This is a genomic window from Rhodanobacter sp. 7MK24 (genome assembly GCF_014842995.1).
In the GTDB taxonomy this organism is placed as follows: domain Bacteria; phylum Pseudomonadota; class Gammaproteobacteria; order Xanthomonadales; family Rhodanobacteraceae; genus Rhodanobacter_A.
The window spans coordinates 140,657-162,190 of record NZ_JACYXL010000011.1 but is presented as its reverse complement, the minus strand read 5'-3'; the positions used below and the strand labels follow the sequence as shown (position 1 = coordinate 162,190).

Here is a 21,534-nt window from a genome sequence, read left to right as displayed (position 1 = left end):
GGGCACAAGCGCCGCCGCGCCGCCTCACTCTGCCGCGTTGATCACCGCAAGGAAATCGCGCCCGTAGCGGGCGAGCTTGGCCTCGCCCACGCCGCTGACCTGGGCAAGCTCGCCTTCGTTCGCAGGCATCGCGCGCAGCATCGCCAGCAAGGTCGCATCGTGGAACACCACGTAAGGCGGCACGCCCTGCTGTCGCGCGAGCTGCGTGCGCAGCGCACGCAACGCATCCCACAGCGTCTGCTCGTAAGCCTCGATGCCCAGATTGGCACCGGTGACCAGCTGGCTGTCGCGGCGACGACGTGCGGACCGGACGGGCTTCGCGTCTTCGCGCAGATGCACGACCTGCTTGCCCAGCAGCACGTCGCGGCTGGCCGACGTGAGCCGCAAGGTGCCGTAGCCCTCCGCGTCGGTGGCCAGCAGGCCCGCGGCGAGCAGTTGGCGGAACACCGAGCGCCAGCCCTTTTCGTCGATCTCGGCCCCGATGCCGAAGGTGCTGAGCTGTTCGTGCCCAAGTTGACCCATGCGCTCGTTGTCCACGCCACGCAGGATGTCGATCACGTGGCCGGCGCCGAAACGTTGGCCGCTGCGGTACACCGCCGACAAGGCTTTCTGCGCGGGCACGGTGGCATCCCAGGTCCTGGGCGGTTCCATGCAGTTGTCGCAGCGGCCGCAGGGACCGTGGTAGTCCTCGCCGAACGCACCCAGCAACAGCTCGCGGCGGCAGCGCGTGGCCTCCGCATAGGCCAGCAGCGATTCAAGCTTCTGCCGCTCGATGCGCTTGCGCTCATCCGCCGACTCCGACTGCGCGATCATCTGGCTCATCGTCACCACGTCGGCGAGGCCATAGATCATCCATGCCTCGGCGGGCAGGCCATCGCGGCCCGCGCGGCCGGTTTCCTGGTAATAGCCTTCCATGCTGCGCGGCAGGTCGAGATGCGCCACGAAGCGCACGTCCGGCTTGTCGATGCCCATGCCGAAGGCCACCGTGGCCACCATCACCACACCGTCCTCGCGCAGGAAGCGCTGCTGGTTCCTCGCGCGCGTGGCTGCGTCGAGTCCGGCGTGGTACGGCAGCGCCTCGATGCCGGCCTCGGCCAGCCACGCGGCGGTTTCGTCCACCTTCTTGCGGCTGAGCGCATACACGATGCCCGCCGCGCCACGATGGCCATCGATGAATTGCATCAACTGCGTACGCGGGTTGTGCTTCAGCATCACGCGGTAGCGGATGTTGGGCCGGTCGAAGCTGGAGACAAACTGGCGCGCGTCGTGCAGCGCCAACCGCTCGACGATCTCCTCGCGCGTGCGCGGATCCGCGGTGGCGGTGAGCGCGATGCGCGGCACCTGCGGGAAGCGCTCGTGCAGAACCGTGAGCCCGCGATACTCGGGGCGGAAGTCGTGGCCCCACTGCGATACGCAATGCGCCTCGTCGATGGCGAACAGCGCGACTTCCGTTTGCTCGATCAGGCCGAGAAAGCGTGAGGTGAGCAGACGCTCCGGCGCCACATAGAGCAGGTCCAGCTCGCCTGCCATGAACTGGCGCTCCACCTCGCGCTGCGACTGCGCATCCAGGCTGGAGTTGAGGTAGGCCGCGGCGACGCCTGCAGCGCATAATGCATCCACCTGGTCCTGCATCAATGCGATCAGCGGCGACACCACGATGCCGGTGCCTTGGCGCAGCAGCGCGGGAATCTGGTAACACAGGGACTTGCCGCCGCCTGTGGGCATCAGCACCAGCGCGTCGCCGCCTTCCGCCATGTGTTCGACGATGGCCTGTTGCTGGCCGCGGAAGCCGGGATAGCCGAAGACGTTGCGGAGAATATCGAGTGGGGTGTGGTGCATTCGGGAAATGCTAGCAAATGGGGTGTTGCGGCAGTTGTCGCTGCACTGACAAAACCTGTAATCCCCACTGCCCTTCGGGGTTTGGATAACGGTTGGCGCTTCATCGTGTGCAGATGAAAGTTTTGCTTGTGCATTCACGCAAGCAACTGAGCGGCAGGTCACGACATCGATCATCCAGTAGCCCCGGACCCGAGCAAGCATGATCGCTACCGGATGAGTCGCTGCGCACGCTCCGGGGTCGTCCCACGTGCGTTCCGCGCACTTCGCGCTTGTCCGGCTTATGCCGGAATGACGCGCTATACCTTGGACGCCCCGCTCGGACTTGGTGCTGCTCCGGCTCTGGTTCTGGCCGTTGCTTCTGTGCGCTTGGAGCGCGCTGCTTTACCCGGGCCCCTCGGGGGCGGTGAGGCGTAGACGATCAGGCCGCGCAGCGGGCGAGTCCAGGGATGGACTCGCCTTTTCGACCGGGCAGGATGCCTGGAGAGCGCCACCGCGGAGTGGCCTTCTCTTTGGGTTACTTTTCTCTGACTCCGGGCATCCTGCCCTCCGCCCTTCGGGCCAGCTGCGCTGTTCGCCCGCGCTCCAGGCACGGGCGTGGCCACGCAAGAGAAAAGTATCTCGGGCGGCGGCGGCAGCACGAAACCGCTCTGTCGCTTGCGATCAAAGCAGCCAACCAACTAAGGAAACTCTGATTTTGCTCGTCATCCCGGCGAAGGCCGGGATCCAGCGTCTGCAGGCCATCGACTGCAAAGACGCTGGATCCCGGCCTTCGCAGGAATGACGAGCAAGAACCCGATTGACCAGACCTTCCCTAACCGTGCGAATGCTCACTCGCCTCGCGCTCGGCCGCTTCCACCGAAGGCGTACGCCACCCCGACTTCACGCCCCACACGTAGAACACCAGGCTGATCGCCGCGACCACCACCAGATCCCAGCCATAGGGCAGATAACCCTGCCCGCCGAAGGTGGTGCTGCCCGCCCAGGAGACGAGGGCGACGACAGGCAGGTAGGCGATCAGCCACCACGCACCCTTGAGCTGGCGGCCGAAGTCGTGCCAGCCGCTCTTCGCCTGGTAGTACAGGTACACCGGCAGCGCGACGACCATCAGCAGGATGATCTGCCCGGTGAGCGGCCACTTCGCCCAGTACAGCAGCTCGGTGGACATCACGAACGCGACGCCGGCGAGCACCGGCAGGCCGGCGAGGCGCAGCGGACGATGCAGGCTGGGGGCCGTGCGGCGCAGCGTCATCACGCTGACCGGGCCGGTAAGGTAGGAAATGATCGTCGCCACCGAGATCACCGCCGCCAGCGTGCCCCAGCCGCGGAACTGGAACAGGAACAGGTACGACACCACCAGGTTGAACCACATGGCCGGGCGCGGCACGCCCGACTTCGGATCGATGTGGCCGAAGATCTTCGGCATCGTGCCGTTGCGCTCCATGCCGTACAGCATGCGCGCGGTGGTGGCGGTGTAGGTCATGCCGGTGCCGCTGGGGCTGATGAAGGCATCGGCGTAAAGCAGCAGCGCGAGCCAGTTGAGGTTGACGATGACCGCCAGCTGCGCGAACGGCGAGCTGAAATCGATGCCGTGCCAGCCGGCCTTGGCCAGCAGGTCGGGCGGAACCGCGCCGAGATAGGCCACCTGCAGGATGATGTAGATCACGGTGGCCAGCGCGATGGAGCCGACGATCGCGAACGGGATGCTCTTGCCCGGGTTGCGCGCTTCGCCGGCCAGGTTCACCGGACTCTGGAAGCCGTTGAAGCTGAAGACGATGCCCGCGGTCGCCACGGCGGTGAGCACGGCGGCGAAATCGATCGCGTGCGCGTCGCCATGCACGCCCACCGAGAAGTTCTCGTGGTGGAAGCCACTGGCGATCAGCGCGATGCCGGTGGCGGCCGGCACGATCAGCTTGAACACGGTGATGGCGGTGTTGGAGTGCGCGAACAGCTTCACGCTCCAGAAGTTCAGCAGGAAGTAGAGCAGCACCAGGGCCGCGGCGATCCACAGGCCAGGCACGGTCAATTCGCCGTGGCCGCCCGCGGCATGCATGTACAGGTTCTGCGCCCACTGCCACTTCCAGCCGGCCATGTACTGCACCGAGGCCTCGGCTTCCACCGGGATCACCGAGACGATGGCGATCCAGTTGGCCCAGGCGCCGATGAAGCCGACCAGCGAGCCGTGCGAGTAATGGCTGTAGCGCACCATGCCGCCGGATTCGGGGAACATGGAGCCGAGTTCCGCGTAGGTCAGCGCGATGGTCATGATGATCGCCGCGCCCAGCACCCACGCCCAGATCGCCCCCGGTCCCGCCAGGCCGGCCGCGCGCCACGCGCCGAACAGCCAGCCGGAGCCGATGATCGAACCCAGGCCAGTGAGCATCAGGGCGAACGGGCTGACGTCGCGTCGGATCGAGCTGGAAGACATGGAAACTCCTGAGGCGCGTACCGCGCATTCCCCGAAACAAGAGGGGAATGGTTGCAGACCCGGCCTCCGGACGCCACCCGCCACAGGTCACGCGGCTATTGAAGCGTATGCCGATTCGGGCGAAGTCGAGGGTAGCTAAGGCATTTTGTGCGGGCGAACGCTAGATGCCAGCCCCTTCTTCGTCGAGGAAATAGAACTTCCCGTTCTGCGACCTCTCCCAATAGTCAACCTCGACACTCAATGTCTTCATGGTGAGTTCCAGAGCTTTGGAGGGCATCAACGCCATGCATTCCGAACACCTTGGTCCTAGTGTCCGTGCGAAGCTCATAGGGGCAATACCAAGTCTCGTCTCCGATCATCACGGGCAGCCCAACACGCAACGATGCGGTTTCTCGCTCGCCAGTGTTCCGTACAAAGAACATGGCTCGCTCAGCAATGACGTGCTCGATGGTCATACTCGAAAATATGCGCAATCGTGCGATCAGCACTCGATCACGTTGACGGCGAGGCCGCCGCGCGAAGTTTCCTTGTACTTGTCCTTCATGTCGCGCCCGGTGTCGCGCATGGTGGCGATCACCTTGTCCAGCGAGACACGGTGCTTGCCGTCGCTCTTCAGCGCCATGCGGCTGGCGTTGATCGCCTTCACCGAGCCCATCGCGTTGCGCTCGATGCAGGGGATCTGCACCAGCCCGCCGATCGGGTCGCAGGTGAGGCCGAGGTTGTGTTCCATGCCGATCTCGGCAGCGTTCTCCACCTGGTGCACACTGCCGCCCAGTGCGGCGGTGAGTCCGCCGGCGGCCATCGAGCAGGCCACGCCCACTTCGCCCTGGCAACCCACTTCGGCGCCGGAGATCGAGGCGTTCTCCTTGTACAGGATGCCAATCGCGGCGGCGGTGAGCAGGTAGTCGATGATGCCGTTCTCGTCGGCCTTGGGGCAGAAACGCAGGTAGTAATGGCCCACCGCGGGCACGATGCCGGCGGCGCCGTTGGTCGGCGCGGTGACTACGCGGCCACCGGCGGCGTTCTCCTCGTTCACCGCCAGCGCGTAGAGGTTCACCCAGTCGAGGATGGTCAGCGGATCCTTCAGTGCGGCCTCGGGCTGGTTGCGCAGCTCCTCGGCCATCGCCGGCGCGCGGCGCGCCACGTGCAGGCCACCCGGCAGGGTACCGGGCGAACGCAGGCCACGGGTGACGCAGTCCTGCATCGCCTTCCAGATCGTCAGCAGGCCGGCGCGGGTCTCGGCCTCCGGGCGCCACACGCTCTCGTTCGCCATCATCAATTGCGCGATGCTGAGATGGTGCTTCTCGCACAATGCGAGCATCTGGTCGCCGGTGGAGAACGGATAGGGCTGCTCGGTGGTATCGGCGACGATGCGGTCTTCCGCCGCCTCGTCGGTGTTCACCACGAAGCCGCCGCCGACGGAGTAGTAGTCGCGCGTGGCCAGTTCGTTGCCGTCGGCATCGTAGGCGGAAAAACGCATGCCGTTGGTGTGGAACGGCAGCTTCTGGCGCTTGTTGAACACCAGGTCGCGCTTTTCCTCGAAATCGATCTCGCGCTTGCCGAGCAGGCTCATGCGGTGCGTCTTGCGAATGCGCTCGAGAATGCCCGGGATGGCGTCGGGGTCCACCGTGTCGGGATGCTGGCCCTCGAAGCCCAGCAGCACCGCCTTGTCGGTGCCGTGGCCGCGGCCGGTCATCGCCAGCGAGCCGTACAGCTCGGCGCGCACGCGCACCACGCGGTCCAGCACGCCCTTCTCTTCCAGCCAGCGTTCGGCGAAACGCGCCGCGGCGCGCATCGGGCCCACCGTGTGCGAGGAAGACGGACCAATGCCGATCTTGAACAGGTCGAATACGCTGACGGCCATGGTTGCGCTGCTTGCGGAAAGGAAGCCGCTATTCTACGCGGGCACCTTCCGCTTGGCAGTCCATGCGCAGACGCATGTCCCATCTCACTCTCTACCAGCGCGACTACTGCCACCTCTGCGACATGGCGCTGGCCGTGATGGCCGAAGCGCAGGCACCGGAATTCGACAGTGTGTGGGTGGACGATGCCCCGGAACTCGAAGCGCGCTACGGCACGCGCGTGCCGGTGCTGCGCGACGCGCGCGACGGCCGCGAACTGGACTGGCCATTCGACGCTCCGGCCGTGCGGACGTTCCTTTCCGCCATGTAGGAACACACCCTGCGCGCGAACGCTCTTGCTTCGATCAAAGTGAAAAGCCATTGCGCACAGGGTGCGCTCCTACAGGTGCGTCATTTCCCCACCAGCACCAAGTGCGCATGCACCTTCACGTCGGCGCCGATCACCGATGTATCGGCGTAATCGCCACCGCCGACGCCAAAGGCCAGGCGCTGCAGGGTGCCGCTCACGTCCAGCGTGGCGTTCTTGCCCTGGGACTTGAAGTCCACCGCGAGGCTTACCGGCTTGGTCACGCCGCGCAGGGTGAGCCGACCATCGGCAACCACCTTGCCGCCGACGTTGCGGAAACCGGTGGTGACGAAGTGCGCCGTGGGGTATTGCGCCACGTCGAAGAAATCCTTGCCGGGCAGCGCGCCCTGCTGGTCCTTGTCGCTCACCGCGACACTGGCCATCGTCACGTTGACGTCGAACTTCGATTGGGCGAGTTGCGCCGGGTCGTAGCTGATCGTGGCCTGCCACTGCTTGAAGCCGCCGTCGAAGCTGCTGCCCTGGAAGCTGCCGCTGAAGCCCAGCGTGCTGGCGGGTTGCACGGCGTAGTCGGCAGCGAAAGCGGCGCACGGCAAAGCGAACATGAGCAATGCGCCGGCAGCGAAGCGATGGACGGTTTTCATCGGTTGTCTCCCTTGTCGTTGCGTGGCTTGCCGAACGGCAGCATGCGCCGCAGCACGTCGTCGCCGTCGAACACATGATGTTTGAGCGCGGCGCCCACATGACCCACCAGCACCAGTACGAGGAACCAGAACAGGTATTCGTGTACGGCATGCGCGAAATGGCGCAGGTCGTTGCTCTTCGCCGCAATGCTCGGCAGGTTGAACAGCTTGAACCATTGCAAGGGCTTGCCGGCAACGGAGTTGAACCACCAGCCGGAGAGCGGAAGCACCAGCGCCAGCAGGTAGAGCACCACGTGTGTGGCGCGTGCGGCGGCCTGCTGCCAACGCGGCGCGGGCAGCTCGCGCGGACGGCCGTCGCCCATGCGCCACGCCAGGCGCAGCAACACCAGCGCCAGCACGGTCAGTCCGATGGACTTGTGCAGCGCCAGCCAGTTGATCTTCTGCATCGGATTGCTGGCCAGATCCATGCACAAGCCGAACACGCCGTTGCCCAGGATGGCCAGCGCCACGATCCAGTGGAAAGCCTTGGCGATCGCGCCCCATTGGCGGGCGTCGCTGCGCAGCGTCATGGCGAATCCTCGGTCGCGTGGCTGTGGGTGCGGCAGAGTCTGGAGGAACATCGGAGCGGATGCCAGCACCCGGAACAGGACGCACCGTTCACCCGGCGTTAGCTTCCCTTGTCCCGTTTTGGCATGATTTGCCGCCTGACGTGGTGCGGCCGCGCGGATCGCCGCGCAAGCCGGAACACCGCCGTAGCGGGGGCAATGATGGGGCGCGGGCCGTTGGTGTCTGCAGGCTTGTTCGGCCTGCTGCTGCTCATCGCAATGCCTGTGCCGGCACGGATGCCAGCCGTGCCGGTGCCCGCGGCGACTTCGGCGATCCCGCTGGTCACGCCACAGTTCCGCCGCTATGGGGTAGCCGACGGCTTGCCGAGTTCCAACGTATACGCCGTGGCGCAGGATCGGGGCGGGGCGATCTGGTTCGGCACCAAGGGGGGCATCGCACGCTTCGACGGCGTGCAGTTCAAGGTTTTCCGCCACGTATCGAACGATCCCGGCTCGTTGTTCGACAACGGCATCGCCACCCTGCTGGTGGACAGCCAGGACCGTCTTTGGGCGGGCGGCCTCAACGCCGGGCTGAACCGCTACGACGCGGCCACCGGCAAGTTCGTGCACTGGGGGCATGACCCGGCCGACCCGGCCAGTCTGTCCAGCATCCGCATCTGGTCGCTCGCGCAGACACCGGACGGCGCGCTGTGGGTGGGTACCGGCAATGGACTGGATCGCATGCGGCCGGATGGCCACGGCTTCGACCACGTCGAATACCAGGCGCCTGATGGCAAGGCCGAAAACTTCGGACCGGTCGGTGCACTCCATGTCGATGCGCACGGACAGCTGTGGATAGGCAGCGACCTCGGCGTGTTCCTCCGCGACGGACAGGGCCGGATACACAAGGTGCTGGCCGCCGATCCGCGCGATTCGATGGCGGCCTGGAACATCGACAGCGACGGCAACGAAGTGCGCATCGCCACCGACCGCAGCCTGATGGTGGTGGGCGCAGACGGTCTGGCGCGACATTTCGGCGGCACGGCGATTCCCTCCACCAACGTGATGGACAGCAAGCGCGACCAGGCCGGTCGGCTGTGGATAGGCACGCAACGCGGGCTGTTCATGCAGCCGCGCGCAGGCGCGCCGGTGATGGCGATCGCCAACCGCCCCGTGCTCGACGGCAACCTGCCCGGCAGCTGGGTATGGCAGATGCTGGTCGACCGCGCAGGCGGCCTGTGGCTCGCCGTGTTCGATGGCGGCGTGGGATACCTGGCGCCGGGCTGGGACAGCTTCAGCCGCTTCACCCATGTTCCGGACGATCCCGCCAGCCTGCGCGATGCCGTCGCCACCGCCATGGCACGCGGCAAGGACGGCCTGCATATCTGGGTGGGCGAACGCGCCGGCCGGGTGGACCGGCTCGACCCCGCCACGGGAGGGGTGGAGCACTTCTTCTCGAACCTCGGCGGCGACGTCGCCGGGATGACCGAAGACACGCGGGGCCGCCTGTGGGTGGTGCTGCAGGGCTACATCGACGTGTGCGATGTCGCGCAGCACCGCTGCACGCGCATCGACCCGGGCCGCGATGTCATGCGCCACCCGCTGGAAGTGGAACCGGGCCCTGACGGACAACTGTACGCGCGCACTTTCGGCGAGGGCATCTTCCGCATCGATCCGAACACGCTGGCGGTGACGGCGGTGCCGATGGACCAGCCCAACGAGAGGGTGCGCTGGGGCAGCCAGATGACGCTGCGCGATGGCGTGTTCTGGTACGCCAGCGACGGCGGCATGATGCAACTGGATCAGGTGCGTGGTCGCTTCGCGATGGCGCCGGGCGCGACGCCCGGGCAAAGCGTGGACGCCTTCGCCTTTGCGGTGGACGGCATGTGGACGGCCAACGCGAATGGCCTGTCGCATTACCGCATCGAAGGCAATGCGATGGCGCTCGACCGCACGGTGGATTCCACGCAGGGCTGGCCATCGATCAACGTGGTGGACCTCAAGGTCGATGCGCAGGATCGCGTGTGGGTATTCGGCCACGACGGACTGTGGCGCTTCGATCCGGCGAACGGCCACTTCCGCTCCTTCGGCTTGCAGGACGGCCTGGCCAACGGCGAGTTCTCGCGCGGCTACGCCGAGATGCCCAGCGGCTACCTTTACGCTGCGACCCTGGGCGGCGTGGTGGCGTTCGACCCCGACAACATCGGCGCGCAGAAAGCGCCACCGCCGCTGGCGATCACCGGCATCTACGTGCGCCGTCGGGGCGTGCGGCAGGCGCTGGCCATCGACCACGGTGTGGTGAAGGTGGGTTGGCGCGACCGCCAGCTGAGCATCCAGGCACGCGTGTTCTCCTACCTCGACCCCTACGCCAACCATTACCGCTTCTTCCTGCATGGCTTCGATCCTGGCTGGGTAGACGTGGGCAACCCGGGCGAACGCGACCTGTCCGGCCTCAGCAGCGGCAATTACACGCTGGAAGTGATGGCGGCGGGCGCGGAAGGCGTGTGGACGCGCCTTGCACAACCGCTGCACATCCACGTGGAGTCGCCGCCATGGCTGCGCTGGTGGGCATGGCTGCTGTACGCGCTGGCGCTGGTGTCCGCGGCGGGCCTGTTGATGCTGGAATGGCAACGACGATTGGCGCAACGCCACCACGTCGCACTGATCGAGCAGCGACGCGCGCTGGCCGAGCAGGCCAGCGCGGCGAAGACGCAATTCCTCGCCACGCTGAGCCACGAGATCCGCACGCCAATGACCGGCGTGATGGGCATGGCCGAACTGCTGCTCAACACGCCGCTGGACAGCCGGCAGCGCGACTACACCCGTGCCATGCAGCGCTCCGGCGGCATGCTGCTGAAGCTGCTCAATGACGCGCTGGATCTGGTGCGCATCGACGCCGGCCGCTTCGAGCTGGAGCCGTCGCCGTACGACCCGCGCCAACTGGTGCTCGACGTGGCGCAACTGGAACAGGCCATGGCGTGGAGCAAGGGCCTGCAGTTCATGCTGGAAATCGCCGACAACTTTCCCGCACAGGCCGTGGGCGACCCAGTGCGCATCAAGCAGGTGCTGCTGAACCTGGTCGGCAACGCGTTGAAATTCACCGAACACGGCAGCATCACCCTGCGCGCCACGCGCAGCGGCGACGACCTGCTGTTCAGCGTCAGCGACACCGGTCCCGGCATTCCCGGCAGCAGCCAGGCGCGATTGTTCCAGCGCTTCGAACAGGAAGACAGCCCGCAACGCCGCGCCGGCAGCGGACTGGGCCTGGCGATCTGTCGCGAGCTGGTGGAGATGATGGGTGGCAGCATCGAGTTGCAGTCGCGGCTGGGTCACGGCAGCACCTTCCTCGTGCGCCTGCCGCTGATCGAGGCAAGCCCTGCCCCACCGGAACCTGCCACGCCGCAGCCGATCGACGAACGCCACCTGCATCTGCTGCTGGTGGAGGACGATGCCATCGCCGCCGCCGTCGTTACCGGGCTGCTGGAACAGCAAGGGCATGCGATCCGCCACGTGGTGAACGGCCTGCAGGCATTGGCCGAGCTGGAGCGCGATCGCTACGACGCAGTGCTGCTTGATCTCGACCTGCCCAGCCTGAATGGCTTCCAGATCGCCCGCATGATCCGCCAGCGCGAAACGGACCGGCGTCTGCCCATCGTGGCGGTCACTGCACGCACCAGTGATGGCGACGAAGCGCTGGCGCGCGCAGCCGGGATGGACGGGTTCCTGCGCAAGCCGGTCAGCGGCGAGCAATTGGCGGCAATGTTGGCTGGCGTACTTGAAGGTGCGGTGACGGTTTAGGGCCTGTCCGAAATCTTTGAGCAGGAAGGGCTAAGGAATGCCAGGTGGATGAGTCGCAGGCTGGCGTGAAGCCTGCGCTCGCGGTTCTTCCATAGCCTTCGGTGCTTTTCCAGCCAAGCGAAACTGCGCTCGATCGCCCAGCGCTTGGGCATGGCCTTGAACGCGTGCAGTTCGCTGCGCTTGGCGATCTGCATCGTCACGTGCTTGCCCAAGACCTCCGGTGTTGCGGCGCGTCTCGGCGATCTTCGCGCCAGCCTCGACCTCGTTGAGGATCCGGACCATCTGTCCGTCGCCGAACTTCGGCTTCTTCAAGCAGAGAGCTCCTTCGCAGGGAAACTCTACTTCTCACCGGCTTGAATCAAGGAGGACGCTTCATGAGAACTCTAGCGCCCTTCATCCCAGCGCAAGCCGGACAACTGCAAAGTGCGCGGAGCGTCCGCAGAGGCAAGCGCAGCTCCGGCGCGAAACTGCTGCAGGCATGAGCGTGCGGAGGTATTGAACGGATTTTGCGAGACGCTGCGGAGACCGCTGTGGCCTTTTGCGTAGCGGTCACATGTCGTACTTGGACAACTCGAAGCCGCGTCGCTTGTATTCGCCCCAGCGTTCGCGCGAGCCGGTGCGCTCGTCCGGGTCGGCCGCCACTACCTCCAGCACGCGCTGGAAATTGCCGCTGGCGCAGTCCTCGCGGAGGTTGATCACCATCGGCCGGTCGGGCGTGTCCACGCCTGGCGGCACGATCAGCACCGCGGTGTCCGCGTCGTCGTCGTCGCCGGCCAGCTGGTGCGGGATGAAGGCATCCTCGTCGAAGGCCCACAGCCACTCGTCGACGGCCTCGGCCTGCGCATGGTCGCGGGCGAGGATCAGCGTGGGCTGCTGCGCCGCGAACGCACGCTTCGCCAGCTCGCACACCAGCAGCAGCGGCTGCTCGCGGAAGCGCGGCTTGTCGATCAGGTAGAAGTCGGCACGAGGCATGGTGTGTTGGCTCTTGACCGTCATTCCGGCGCAGGCCGGAATCCAGTGACGACGATACTCGGTTGTTCCCTTGCCGCTCGACCGGAACCCGGGGGGGACTGGATGACCGGCTTCGCCGTCGTGAAGCGCTTCCGGCCTGCGCCGGAATGACGGCGTCCCAGAAATTTACGCGCAGCGATCGATCAGCCACTGCGCCAGCAGTGCCACCGGGCGGCCGGTGGCCTGGCCCTTGCGGCCCTCGTCCCACGCCGTGCCGGCGATGTCGAGGTGCGCCCAGCGCTGGCCTTCGGCGAAGCGCGAGAGGAAGCAGGCGGCGGTGATCGCACCGGCGCTCTTGCCGCCGATGTTGGCGACGTCGGCGAAACCCGAGTCGAGCTGCACCTGGTAGTCGTCCCACAGCGGCATGCGCCACGCACGATCCAGCGTGTACTCGCCCGCGGCAAGCAGCTCCCCGGCGAGGTCGTCGTACTTGCTGAACAGGCCGCTGGCATGCTTGCCCAGTGCGATCACGCAGGCCCCGGTCAAGGTGGCGGCATCGATGATGGCCTGCGGCTTGAAGGTCTGTGCGGTCCAGGTGAGCGCGTCGCAAAGGATCAACCGGCCTTCGGCGTCGGTGTTGAGCACCTCGATGGTGAGGCCGGACAAGCTGGTGAGCACGTCGCCGGGGCGGTAGCTGTCGCCGTCGGGCATGTTCTCCGCCGCGGGCACCACGCAGACCAGGTTGTGCTTCAGGCCCATCTTCACCGCGGCCACGAAGGCGCCCAGCACGCCCGCCGCACCGCCCATGTCGAACTTCATCTCGTCCATGCCCGGGCCGGGCTTGAGGCTGATGCCACCGGTATCGAAGGTGATGCCCTTGCCGACAAAGGCATAGGGCGCCGTGCCTTCGGCACCGCCCCGGTATTCCAGCGCGACCAGCTTGGGCTTGTTGGTCGAACCGCGGCCCACCGCGAGCAGCGAACCGAAGCCCAGCTTTTCCATTTCCACATGGTCGAGCACGCGGCAGGAAACCGCATCGTGTGCGTCCGCAAAAGCCTGCGCCTGCGCCGCGATATAGGCGGGGTTGCAGATGTTCGGCGGCAGGTTGGCCAGCTCGCGGGCGAAGCGCACGCCCTCGGCGATAGCGATGGCCTGGTCGAGGCCAGCCTGCGCCTCGGCACCGGCGGCGAAGGCCACGCCAGCCAGTTCCGGCGATGCGGCTTTCTCGCGCGGCTTGAAGGTGGCGGTGTAGCGGTAGGCGGCATGGTCGGCGGCCAGTACGGCGGTGCGTACGCGCCATGCCGCGTCATGACCGGGTACGTCCACTTCAGCAAGGTACGAAACCGCCTCGGTCAGCGGCAGCTTGCCTAGTGCGCGAGCGGCCTCGACGGCCACCTTCTGGTAGCGCGCCGCGTCGAAACCTTTCTGCGCGCCCAGGCCCACCACCAGCACGCGCTTGGCGGCTATGCCGGCGGGCGCATACAGCACGGTGGTGCTGCCGGCCTTGCCGCTGATGTCCCCGCTTTCCACCTGGCGCTTGATCGCGCCGCCGGTGGCGCTGTCCACGCGGGCCGCCGCGCTGGTCAGCACGCCCTGTTCGTACACCCCCACCAGCACGCAGGCTGTGTCGGCGGTTTCGGGAGTGGTGGCGACGAGGCTGAACTGGAGAGGCATGGTTCGATCCTGCATGGGCGCGACGGGCGGGGAACCGGCTAGACTGGCGTTTCCCCGCTTGCCTTTCGGCGTTGACGGAAGCCCTCAAGTTTATCGCATGCTGAGCATTCTCGACCGCTATTTATTGCGCGAACTGGCGCAGACCGTGGCCGCCACCGTGGTGGTGCTGATGGTGATCGTCGCCGGCACCGCGTTCGCCGGCGTACTACAGCAGGTGGCCAAAGGCAGCTTCCCGGCCAGCGTGATGTTCCAGGTGCTGGGTCTGCGCACGCTGGAAGGCCTCACCAACATGCTGCCATTGGCCAGCATGATCGGCGTATTGATGGCACTGGGCCGCATGTACCGCGAGAGCGAGATGCACGTGCTGATGTCGTCCGGCATGGGGCCGAATGGGCTGGTGCGCCCCACGGCCATCCTTGCCGTGGCGCTGGTATTGCTCACTTCTGTGGTGGCGCTGTGGCTGGGGCCATGGGCGGCCGCGACCAGCGACAACCTGGTAGCCGTGGCAAACCGCTCGGTGATCGCCGCCGGCCTCGACGCCGGCCGTTTCACCGAACTGCCGGGCAAGGGCGGCATCGTCTTCACCGACACGCTGAGCCAGGACGGCAGCAAGCTGGGACGCAGCTTCGTTTCCACGCAGCGCCCAACCAAGGGCGGCCCTGACCACGTCAAGGTGGTCACCGGCAATAGCGGCGAGCTGTACCAGGAGAGCAATGGCTCCAATCGCTTCATCGCCTTCCACACCGGCTGGCAGTACGACATCCCGTTGGGTGCGGACAACTGGCGGCGCATGCAGTACGAACGCAACGACAGCGCGCTTTCCACCGTGACCGACAGCGACGACAGCGTCGATCCGGCCGAGAGCATGACCACGCTGCAACTGCTGCATACCGAAACACCGGACGCCCGCGCCGAACTGGCCTGGCGCGTCAACGCGCCGGCGCTGACCCTGGTGATGCTGATGCTGGCGTTGCCGATGTCGCGCCAAAGCCCGCGCGAGCCGCGCTACGGCCGCCTGATGCTGGCGATGGCGAGCTTCTATCTCTACTACGTGCTGCTGGCACTTGGCCGCGCGCAGCTCGACAAGGGCCGCTGGCACCATCAGACCGCGATGTGGCTGTTGCATATCGTGATGATGGCTTTCGCCGGTTGGATGTGGTGGAAGCAGTACTCGCCACGCAAGGTGCATGACAGCAAGCCGGCCAACAAGGCGCGAACCGCATGATCAAGCGCGTGGACAAGCTGGTAGCGCTCAGCGTGCTCGGCTCGGTGATCGGCGTATGGCTGGTGCTTACCGGCTTCGATGCAGTGACGATGTTCATGCGCCAGCTCGGCAACATCGGCAAGAACGGCTACACGCTGACTGACGCCGCGGTGTACGTGCTGGTGACCACGCCGCGCCGCGCCTACGACATGTTCGGCAATGCGGCGCTGATCGGCAGCCTGCTGGGCCTGGGCGGCTTGGCCGCCACCAGCGAGCTCACGGCGCTGCGCGCCTCCGGCATGTCGCGGTTGCGCATCGCGGTTTCGGCCACTGGCGTGATCGCCGTGCTGATCGTGGGCGTGGTGATCCTAGGCGAGACCGCAGCGCCATGGGGCGACCAGCTGGGCAACGCCATGCAATTGCGCCTGAAGGCCAACAACATCGGCAGCACCGGCAGCGGCCTGTGGGCCCGCGACGGGGACCGCATCATCAACGCGCGTGGCGGCGCCGTGGCGATCCGCTCCGGCGACCACGACACCGTGCAGCTCATCGACGTGCGTGTGTTCACCCTCACCAAGGATGGCCAGCAGCTCACCCGCTTCGACCAGGCCAAGACCGCCGACCACAACGGGCGCACCTGGGTCATGCACGACGTGCGCAGCACTACGCTGGACGACACCGGCGTGCACGGCCATACCGCGCCCAGCGAGCAATGGGATTCCAGCCTCAACCCACAGGTGCTGGCGCAGTCGGCGATCCAGCCGCAATACCTGGCGATGCGCGACCTGCGCCGCAACATGCGCTACCTGGAAGCCAACGGCGAAAGCCCCGGCGTCTACGCGGTGGCGTTCTGGACGCGCGCGCTGTACGCGCTCAACGTGCTGGTGCTGGTGCTGTGCGCGATGCCGTTCGCCTTCGGCACCATGCGTTCGGGTGGCCTCGGCAAGCGCATCTTCATCGGCATGCTGCTGGCGATCACCTGGTACTTCCTGCAGAAGGCAATGGTGAATTTCGGCACCGTCTACGGCATTCCGCCACTGCTCGCCAACCTGCTACCCGCGGCCCTGCTGGCAGCGGCGGCATGGCTGTACTTCCGCAAACACGCTTGATCGACAAGGAATGCCGGTGATGAACGTGGTCGACCTGCGCAGCGACACCGTCACCCGCCCCACCCCCGCCATGCGCGCCGCGATGCTGGACGCCGAAGTGGGCGACGACGTCTACGGCGAAGACCCCACCGTCAACACGCTGCAGTGCCGCCTCGCCGATGACCTCGGTTTCGAGGACGCGCTGTTCGTGCCCAGCGGCACGCAGAGCAACCTGCTTGCGCTGATGAGCCACTGCGAGCGCGGCGACGAATACCTGGTCGGCATGGACGCCCACACCTACAAGTTCGAAGGCGGCGGCGCGGCGGTGCTGGGCTCAATCCAGCCCCAGCCCATCGTGCACGCCGAAGACGGCACGCTGCCGTTGGACCGCCTCGCCGCGGCGATCAAGCCGGTGGATCCGCACTTCGCGCGCACGCGCCTGCTTGCCTTGGAAAACACCTGGCACGGCCGCGTGCTGCCGCAGGACTACCTGCACGCCGCGCATGGCTTTGCCCGCCAGCGCGGCTTGGCGCTGCACCTCGACGGTGCCCGCATCTACAACGCGGCCGTTGCGGGCGGCGTATCAGCGCGCGCCATCGCGCAGCACTTCGACAGCGTGTCCGTGTGCCTGTCCAAGGGGCTCGGCGCGCCAGTGGGCTCGGTGCTGGTCGGCTCCGCACCGCTGATCGAAAAGGCACGGCGCTGGCGCAAGGTCGCCGGCGGTGGCTGGCGTCAGGGCGGCATGCTCGCGGCCGCATGTCTGCATGCGCTCGACCACCACGTGACGCGGCTGGCCGACGACCATCGGCGCGCCGCCTATCTTGCCGGCCGCCTGCGCGAAATCCCTGGCGTGAACCTGCTCGGCCAGTACACCAACATGGTCTTCGTCGATGTGCCGGTCGAGCGCCTGCAGGCACTCGACACCCATCTGCACGCGGCGAACATTCGCATCAGCATCGGTTATCTGCCCACGTTGCGGCTGGTGACGCATCTGGATGTAGATGACGATGGCATCGAACGCGTGGCGGAGACATTCCGTTCGTTTTTCTCGCGCGGCTGACTCGACTTTCCCTCTGTCTTTGAGGGTGGACGGCAGGTGCTCGCAATGACTTCCCGCTTCCGCGACTGGACTCGTCTGCGAGGGGCTTTCAGGCGCCCGTCGCAAGCGACAAAGTGGTCTTGGCTTGCTCAAGCCTGATCGTCGCTGGATCCCGGCCTACGCCGGGATGACAAGCGAAAGCACAGACCGCCTCATGCCGCTCTGCTTCGGCCTTGCTCCGGTTGTTGCTTCCGCGCGCAGGAAGCGGGCTGCTCCAAGGAGAAGCGGCGCGAGCCGCGGCAGCAGTACGAAGCCGCTTTGTCGTTTGCAGCCCGTGAACGCAAAGCCACCCGTAGCGACCCCCTGCACCATTCATCCCTCACAACAAACACTGCCAACAAGCCCCGATACAATTGCCCCATGATCAACAACGACATCCTGCGCAGCGTGCGCTACATGCTCGACCTGCCCGACGGCAAGCTCGCGTCTATCGCCGCGCTGGCCGGACTTGCAGTGCCGCAGGCCGATTTCGATGCGTTCCTGAAGAAGGACGACGAGCCCGGTTACCAGGACTGTCCCGACAAGGTGATGGCGCATTTCCTCGATGGCCTGGTGGTGCATCTGCGCGGCCGCGACGAAAGCCGGGCGCCGCTGCCGGTGGCGAAGCGCGTCACCAACAATCTCGTACTGAAGAAATTGCGCGTTGCCTTCGAACTGCGCGACGACGACCTGCATGCGATCCTCGCCGCCGCGGGTTTCCCGCTGTCGAAATCGGAACTCACCGCGCTGTTCCGCAAGCCCGAGCACCCTAACTACCGACCCTGCGGCGACCAGCTGCTGCGGCATTTCCTGCGCGGCCTCACCCAGCGCTTGCGCGACTGAAGAATCCGGCCATGGGCGGCCACTCGTCCGACTCCGCAACCTAAGGATGATCGTAAAGGTCAAGATGAAGGGTACGGCCACGAACGGCCGCCAGTCAGATTCTGCGATCAAGCACGACCGCAATGATCAAGGACCACGCATGCTGTTCGACATCGTGTTCTACACACTGGGCGCTGCGCTGATCGTGGGCGGCCTGGTTGGCGCGGTCCTGCCCAGCCTGCCCGGCGTGCCGATGATCTTCGGCGGCATCTGGCTGGTCGCCGCCGTGAACGACTACCGCCACCTCGGCCTATGGTGGCTGTTGCTGATCGGCGCCTTGGGTACCGTGGCGGTGGTCGTGGACTTCGTTGCCGGCACGCTGGGCGCCAAGCGCGTCGGCGCCAGCAAACGCGCGCTGTGGGGTGCCTCGCTGGGCACCTTCGCCGGCATGTTTTTCGGCGTCCCTGGCATCCTGCTAGGCCCGTTCATCGGGGCGCTGATCGGCGAGCTTTCTTCCGGCACCAGCGTGCTGCGCTCCGCCCACGTCGGCATCGGCACCTGGATCGGCCTGCTGTGCGGCACGCTGGTGAAGCTGGTGATCTCGCTGGTGATGGTGGGGCTGTTCGGGGTGGCGATGCTGTTCGGCTGATCGCCATGCCCGCGTAGCACATTTGTGCTGCGGCGATTGCATGCCCATTCCAGAACTTTCCGAAACTCGCCATGGGCGCGACCACCGTCCGCCTGCCCGACGCACTCAAGACCCGCGTTGCGGCCTCAACCAAACGTGCCGGCACGACGGTACATGGGTTCGTCCTTGACGCCGTCGCCGAGAAAGCGGAGTTGGCCGAGCGCCGCGCCGAATTCGATACCGCGGCGAAGCAGCGTTACGCCCGCATCGTCGAAACAGGCGAGACGATTTCACGGGACAAGATGCGCGGCCATCTCGAAGACAGGATCGCCGGCAAGGCTGCGCGCCGCCCCGCACCGCGCACGCTGGCAAAACGGAAGTGAGCCGCATCGAGCCGGCGCCCGAAGTCGGCGAAGACTTCGAGCACATCCTCGATCCCCTCACCTCGCACAAAGTCGCCCATGCTGCAGACCGGCGGCTGGGGATCATCGAAGCGATCGGCGTGCTCGCAAGCAATCCGCTGATCGGGGCCCAGCCATCAACGACAAGCGCGAGCACGTGATCGGTGGGGGCGTGCATGGCTACATGGGCGCTGTACCGCTACGTGGAGCGCATCGACACCGTGTTCGTGCTGGCAGTACGCGCCCAACGCGAAGCCGAATTTGCACGATAGCATCCGATCGAGCACTCCCGCGCAATCTCGCTGGGAGTGGTGGATTTGTTCGGTGTGGCGATGCTGCTTGACTAGCTGTCGTCTCGACTGCTCATAAGACCAGCAAGGTAAGCCATGCAATCACTCCCACCACTGGAACGATCACACATGCCGTGATAGCTGCCGATCGGAAAGATCGCTTGAATGCGGCAACTACCAGCAACAGCATCCATGTACACAAGGCAATCCAGAAGGCGACACCCGCTTTGATTTGGTATACCTGCCAAGTCGCGACGTCACCCAAACCGCTCTTGTCCATAGCTGCGTCGGCACATCTGCCGAAGTACAGGAACAACGCCAGCGGACAGGCAAGCAGCAAGCTCGCCATTCCATGAAAATGCCAACGCTTGCTGTCTTGCATGGCTCTAAACCAGATCAAGGCAACACATACAACAGCACCGCAAAGTAGTGCAGCACGCTGCCGGCAAGCACGAAGGCGTGCCACAACGTGTGCTGGTACGGCAATTTGCGCCAGAGATAGAACGGCACGCCCAGCGTATAGGCCACGCCGCCGCCGATCAGCAGTGCCATGCCGCCCGCCTGCAGGTGCGCGGCCAGCGGCTTGAACGCGAGCATGCCGATCCAGCCCATGCCCACGTAGAGCAGCACGGCCAGCTTGTGCCAGCGGCGGAACCAGCCCAGTTCGAGCACGCTGCCTGCCAGCGCCAGCGTCCACACCGCGGCGAACAGGCTCCAGCCCCACGCGCCCGGCAAGGCGATCAGGGTGAACGGCGTATAGGTGCCGGCGATCAGCAGGTAGATCGCGATGTGGTCCAGCGTGCGCAACAGCGGCTTGGCCGCGACCACGGGAATCGCGTGGTACAGCGTGGAGGCGGTGTAGAGCAGGATCAGCGTAACGCCGTACACCGCGCAAGCGACGACTTCGCGCGCGTCGCCGCGCGTCGCGGCGAACGCCACCAGGGTGGCGAGGCCGCCGATGCTGAGCACGATGCCCAGGCCATGCAGCAGGCTGCTGGCGAATTCGTCGCCGCGACGGTAGCGCGGCGAAGCGGCAATGGCGGTGGTCATGGCGGCTCCGGCGAGGCAATGATTCCGCGTTGCACCATAACGCGGGAGGCCTCCCCTGGCTACCGCGCCTCGTGACATTTGGCCGTCCACTTGCGCACCGCGGGGGTGCAGGCATAGGCTCAAGCCGCGTCCACGACGATCCCCCTGCATCCGCAGCGTCGCCGACGCCACAACCCAAAAACCGAAACGCTGTCAGGAGGTCGCTTATGTCGTCCGCAAGCCTGGCTGTTGCCGTTCGCCCCCAACCCGATGCCGCGCGCATCGCTGCGCTCAGTGCGGCCATCGCACTCAATCTCGCTGCCTTGTTGATCCTCACCCGCCCGTTGGCACCGCAGGCGTTGGCGTTGATGCATCAAATCACCGCCGTGCCGCAGATAATCTTCATCGAACCACCACCCGCCGTAAAGCCGCCACCGCCCATTGACCTGAAACCGTTGCCACGCGCGCCCGTCATGCCCGTGCATACGCAACCGCATCCCGCCGCTACGCCACCGGCGGCGGTGCCGACCACGGAAGGCACGCAGGCGATGCCGCCAGTGACGCCACCAAGCACAGCGCCAGGCGCTGCGGACACCGCTGCGCCGATCGAAGCCACGCTGGCCTATCGTTCGTCGCCGCTGCAGTTCCCGACGCAGGCATTGCGTCGACACATGCAGGGCACGGTGCTGCTGCGTGTGCTGGTCGACGAGAACGGCGCGCCATTGCAGGTCGAGATCGAGCACGGCAGCGGCTACGCCCTGCTCGACCGCAGCGCGCGCGAACAGGTACTGGCGCATTGGCGCTTCCAGCCCGCGATGGCGGGCGGCCACGCGGTGCGCGCATGGGCCAAGGTGCCGGTCAACTTCGTGTTGAACAATTTGTGAGGTGATCAGGAACGGCCGTAAGGCATATGAATGCCTTACGGCCGTTTAACGATGCCCGTGCTCCACTG

The 21,534-nt window shown here is 66.1% G+C and carries 19 protein-coding genes and 1 pseudogene; 10 read left to right on the top strand and 10 right to left on the bottom strand.

All coding sequences use genetic code 11. The features are described 5' to 3' along the window. Positions 1 to 24: 24 nt before the first annotated feature. The 3 genes from recQ to IHE49_RS16200 form a co-directional block, all read right to left on the bottom strand. Complete coding sequence (gene recQ / locus IHE49_RS16210) at positions 25 to 1,839, bottom strand: DNA helicase RecQ (RefSeq protein WP_192159807.1); 1,815 nt, start codon at positions 1,837 to 1,839, stop codon at positions 25 to 27. Positions 1,840 to 2,650: 811 nt separating this feature from the next. After that, positions 2,651 to 4,264 carry an APC family permease gene (locus IHE49_RS16205; protein WP_192159805.1) on the bottom strand — a complete coding sequence of 538 codons (1,614 nt, stop codon included), beginning with the start codon at positions 4,262 to 4,264 and terminating at the stop codon, positions 2,651 to 2,653. A 481-nt stretch (positions 4,265 to 4,745) separates the two neighbouring features. Continuing rightward, positions 4,746 to 6,128: an L-serine ammonia-lyase gene (locus tag IHE49_RS16200; RefSeq protein WP_192159803.1), complete on the bottom strand. Its 1,383-nt coding sequence runs from the start codon at positions 6,126 to 6,128 to the stop codon at positions 4,746 to 4,748. Positions 6,129 to 6,202: 74 nt separating this feature from the next. Here IHE49_RS16200 and IHE49_RS16195 point away from each other — a divergent pair, with 74 nt between their 5' ends. Next, complete coding sequence (locus IHE49_RS16195; RefSeq protein WP_192159801.1) at positions 6,203 to 6,436, top strand: glutaredoxin family protein; 234 nt, start codon at positions 6,203 to 6,205, stop codon at positions 6,434 to 6,436. Positions 6,437 to 6,516: 80 nt separating this feature from the next. Here the strand turns inward: IHE49_RS16195 and IHE49_RS16190 are convergent, their stop codons facing one another. Next, a complete protein-coding gene (locus IHE49_RS16190; RefSeq protein WP_192159799.1) occupies positions 6,517 to 7,074 on the bottom strand; it encodes a YceI family protein in 558 nt (185 codons plus the stop codon). Next, the gene (locus tag IHE49_RS16185) at positions 7,071 to 7,643 is read right to left on the bottom strand and encodes a cytochrome b (RefSeq protein ID WP_192159797.1); all 573 of its coding nucleotides are present in this window, start codon (positions 7,641 to 7,643) and stop codon (positions 7,071 to 7,073) included. Before IHE49_RS16185 ends, IHE49_RS16190 begins: the two co-directional genes overlap by 4 nt. Positions 7,644 to 7,916: 273 nt before the next feature. On the opposite strand from IHE49_RS16185, the gene IHE49_RS16180 reads away from it, so the two are divergent. Next, positions 7,917 to 11,417: a hybrid sensor histidine kinase/response regulator gene (locus IHE49_RS16180; RefSeq protein ID WP_225578515.1), complete on the top strand. Its 3,501-nt coding sequence runs from the start codon at positions 7,917 to 7,919 to the stop codon at positions 11,415 to 11,417. Here the strand turns inward: IHE49_RS16180 and IHE49_RS16175 are convergent. From IHE49_RS16175 to IHE49_RS16165, 3 genes and pseudogenes are all read right to left on the bottom strand, one after another. Further along, positions 11,414 to 11,635 (bottom strand): annotated as a pseudogene (locus tag IHE49_RS16175) (transposase); the annotation flags it as partial. The gene IHE49_RS16180 and the pseudogene IHE49_RS16175 overlap by 4 nt on opposite strands. A 331-nt stretch (positions 11,636 to 11,966) precedes the next feature. Then, positions 11,967 to 12,389, bottom strand: a complete 423-nt coding sequence (locus tag IHE49_RS16170; protein ID WP_192159795.1) for a DNA polymerase III subunit chi — start codon at positions 12,387 to 12,389, stop codon at positions 11,967 to 11,969. Positions 12,390 to 12,554: 165 nt separating this feature from the next. Then, on the bottom strand, positions 12,555 to 14,042 hold the full coding sequence (locus IHE49_RS16165) for a leucyl aminopeptidase (RefSeq protein WP_192159793.1): 1,488 nt from the start codon (positions 14,040 to 14,042) through the stop codon (positions 12,555 to 12,557). Between the two features lie 97 nt (positions 14,043 to 14,139). On the opposite strand from IHE49_RS16165, the gene lptF reads away from it, so the two are divergent. From lptF to IHE49_RS18535, 7 genes are all read left to right on the top strand, one after another. Continuing rightward, on the top strand, positions 14,140 to 15,267 hold the full coding sequence (gene lptF, locus IHE49_RS16160) for an LPS export ABC transporter permease LptF (protein WP_192159792.1): 1,128 nt from the start codon (positions 14,140 to 14,142) through the stop codon (positions 15,265 to 15,267). Beyond that, on the top strand, positions 15,264 to 16,355 hold the full coding sequence (gene lptG / locus IHE49_RS16155; RefSeq protein ID WP_192159791.1) for an LPS export ABC transporter permease LptG: 1,092 nt from the start codon (positions 15,264 to 15,266) through the stop codon (positions 16,353 to 16,355). Before lptF ends, lptG begins: the two co-directional genes overlap by 4 nt. 19 nt (positions 16,356 to 16,374) lie before the next feature. After that, positions 16,375 to 17,394: a low-specificity L-threonine aldolase gene (gene ltaE, locus IHE49_RS16150; RefSeq protein WP_192159790.1), complete on the top strand. Its 1,020-nt coding sequence runs from the start codon at positions 16,375 to 16,377 to the stop codon at positions 17,392 to 17,394. Between the two features lie 399 nt (positions 17,395 to 17,793). After that, positions 17,794 to 18,255, top strand: coding sequence for a DUF1456 family protein (locus IHE49_RS16145; RefSeq protein ID WP_192159789.1), 462 nt, complete (start codon positions 17,794 to 17,796; stop codon positions 18,253 to 18,255). Between the two features lie 139 nt (positions 18,256 to 18,394). After that, positions 18,395 to 18,883, top strand: coding sequence for a DUF456 family protein (locus tag IHE49_RS16140; protein ID WP_192159788.1), 489 nt, complete (start codon positions 18,395 to 18,397; stop codon positions 18,881 to 18,883). A gap of 71 nt (positions 18,884 to 18,954) precedes the next feature. Continuing rightward, positions 18,955 to 19,245 (top strand): CopG family transcriptional regulator, encoded by a 291-nt coding sequence (locus IHE49_RS16135; RefSeq protein WP_192159787.1) that lies wholly within the window; start codon positions 18,955 to 18,957, stop codon positions 19,243 to 19,245. Continuing rightward, entirely contained in the window at positions 19,242 to 19,424 is a 183-nt protein-coding gene (locus tag IHE49_RS18535) for a hypothetical protein (RefSeq protein WP_225578499.1), read from the top strand. The genes IHE49_RS16135 and IHE49_RS18535 overlap by 4 nt, the downstream gene beginning before the upstream one ends. A 202-nt stretch (positions 19,425 to 19,626) precedes the next feature. Here the strand turns inward: IHE49_RS18535 and IHE49_RS16125 are convergent, their stop codons facing one another. Continuing rightward, positions 19,627 to 19,935 (bottom strand): hypothetical protein, encoded by a 309-nt coding sequence (locus tag IHE49_RS16125; protein ID WP_192159786.1) that lies wholly within the window; start codon positions 19,933 to 19,935, stop codon positions 19,627 to 19,629. 14 nt (positions 19,936 to 19,949) lie between these two features. Continuing rightward, positions 19,950 to 20,603: a hemolysin III family protein gene (locus IHE49_RS16120; RefSeq protein WP_192159785.1), complete on the bottom strand. Its 654-nt coding sequence runs from the start codon at positions 20,601 to 20,603 to the stop codon at positions 19,950 to 19,952. Positions 20,604 to 20,809: 206 nt separating this feature from the next. Here IHE49_RS16120 and IHE49_RS16115 point away from each other — a divergent pair, with 206 nt between their 5' ends. Then, entirely contained in the window at positions 20,810 to 21,466 is a 657-nt protein-coding gene (locus IHE49_RS16115) for an energy transducer TonB (protein ID WP_192159783.1), read from the top strand. Positions 21,467 to 21,534 lie beyond the last annotated feature (68 nt).

What these genes read in the sequence shown, in the direction of transcription:
- IHE49_RS16180 (WP_225578515.1), top strand. Translation starts at nt 7,917, where the DNA reads ATGCCAGCCGTGCCGGTGCCCGCGGCGACTTCGGCGATCCCGCTGGTC.
- recQ (WP_192159807.1), bottom strand. Translation starts at nt 1,839, where the DNA reads ATGCACCACACCCCACTCGATATTCTCCGCAACGTCTTCGGCTATCCC.
- IHE49_RS16145 (WP_192159789.1), top strand. Translation starts at nt 17,794, where the DNA reads ATGATCAACAACGACATCCTGCGCAGCGTGCGCTACATGCTCGACCTG.
- IHE49_RS16140 (WP_192159788.1), top strand. Translation starts at nt 18,395, where the DNA reads ATGCTGTTCGACATCGTGTTCTACACACTGGGCGCTGCGCTGATCGTG.
- lptG (WP_192159791.1), top strand. Translation starts at nt 15,264, where the DNA reads ATGATCAAGCGCGTGGACAAGCTGGTAGCGCTCAGCGTGCTCGGCTCG.
- IHE49_RS16115 (WP_192159783.1), top strand. Translation starts at nt 20,810, where the DNA reads ATGTCGTCCGCAAGCCTGGCTGTTGCCGTTCGCCCCCAACCCGATGCC.
- IHE49_RS16125 (WP_192159786.1), bottom strand. Translation starts at nt 19,935, where the DNA reads ATGCAAGACAGCAAGCGTTGGCATTTTCATGGAATGGCGAGCTTGCTG.
- IHE49_RS16195 (WP_192159801.1), top strand. Translation starts at nt 6,203, where the DNA reads ATGTCCCATCTCACTCTCTACCAGCGCGACTACTGCCACCTCTGCGAC.
- IHE49_RS16190 (WP_192159799.1), bottom strand. Translation starts at nt 7,074, where the DNA reads ATGAAAACCGTCCATCGCTTCGCTGCCGGCGCATTGCTCATGTTCGCT.
- ltaE (WP_192159790.1), top strand. Translation starts at nt 16,375, where the DNA reads ATGAACGTGGTCGACCTGCGCAGCGACACCGTCACCCGCCCCACCCCC.
- IHE49_RS16205 (WP_192159805.1), bottom strand. Translation starts at nt 4,264, where the DNA reads ATGTCTTCCAGCTCGATCCGACGCGACGTCAGCCCGTTCGCCCTGATG.
- IHE49_RS16165 (WP_192159793.1), bottom strand. Translation starts at nt 14,042, where the DNA reads ATGCCTCTCCAGTTCAGCCTCGTCGCCACCACTCCCGAAACCGCCGAC.
- IHE49_RS16135 (WP_192159787.1), top strand. Translation starts at nt 18,955, where the DNA reads ATGGGCGCGACCACCGTCCGCCTGCCCGACGCACTCAAGACCCGCGTT.
- IHE49_RS16170 (WP_192159795.1), bottom strand. Translation starts at nt 12,389, where the DNA reads ATGCCTCGTGCCGACTTCTACCTGATCGACAAGCCGCGCTTCCGCGAG.
- IHE49_RS16120 (WP_192159785.1), bottom strand. Translation starts at nt 20,603, where the DNA reads ATGACCACCGCCATTGCCGCTTCGCCGCGCTACCGTCGCGGCGACGAA.
- lptF (WP_192159792.1), top strand. Translation starts at nt 14,140, where the DNA reads ATGCTGAGCATTCTCGACCGCTATTTATTGCGCGAACTGGCGCAGACC.
- IHE49_RS16200 (WP_192159803.1), bottom strand. Translation starts at nt 6,128, where the DNA reads ATGGCCGTCAGCGTATTCGACCTGTTCAAGATCGGCATTGGTCCGTCT.
- IHE49_RS16185 (WP_192159797.1), bottom strand. Translation starts at nt 7,643, where the DNA reads ATGACGCTGCGCAGCGACGCCCGCCAATGGGGCGCGATCGCCAAGGCT.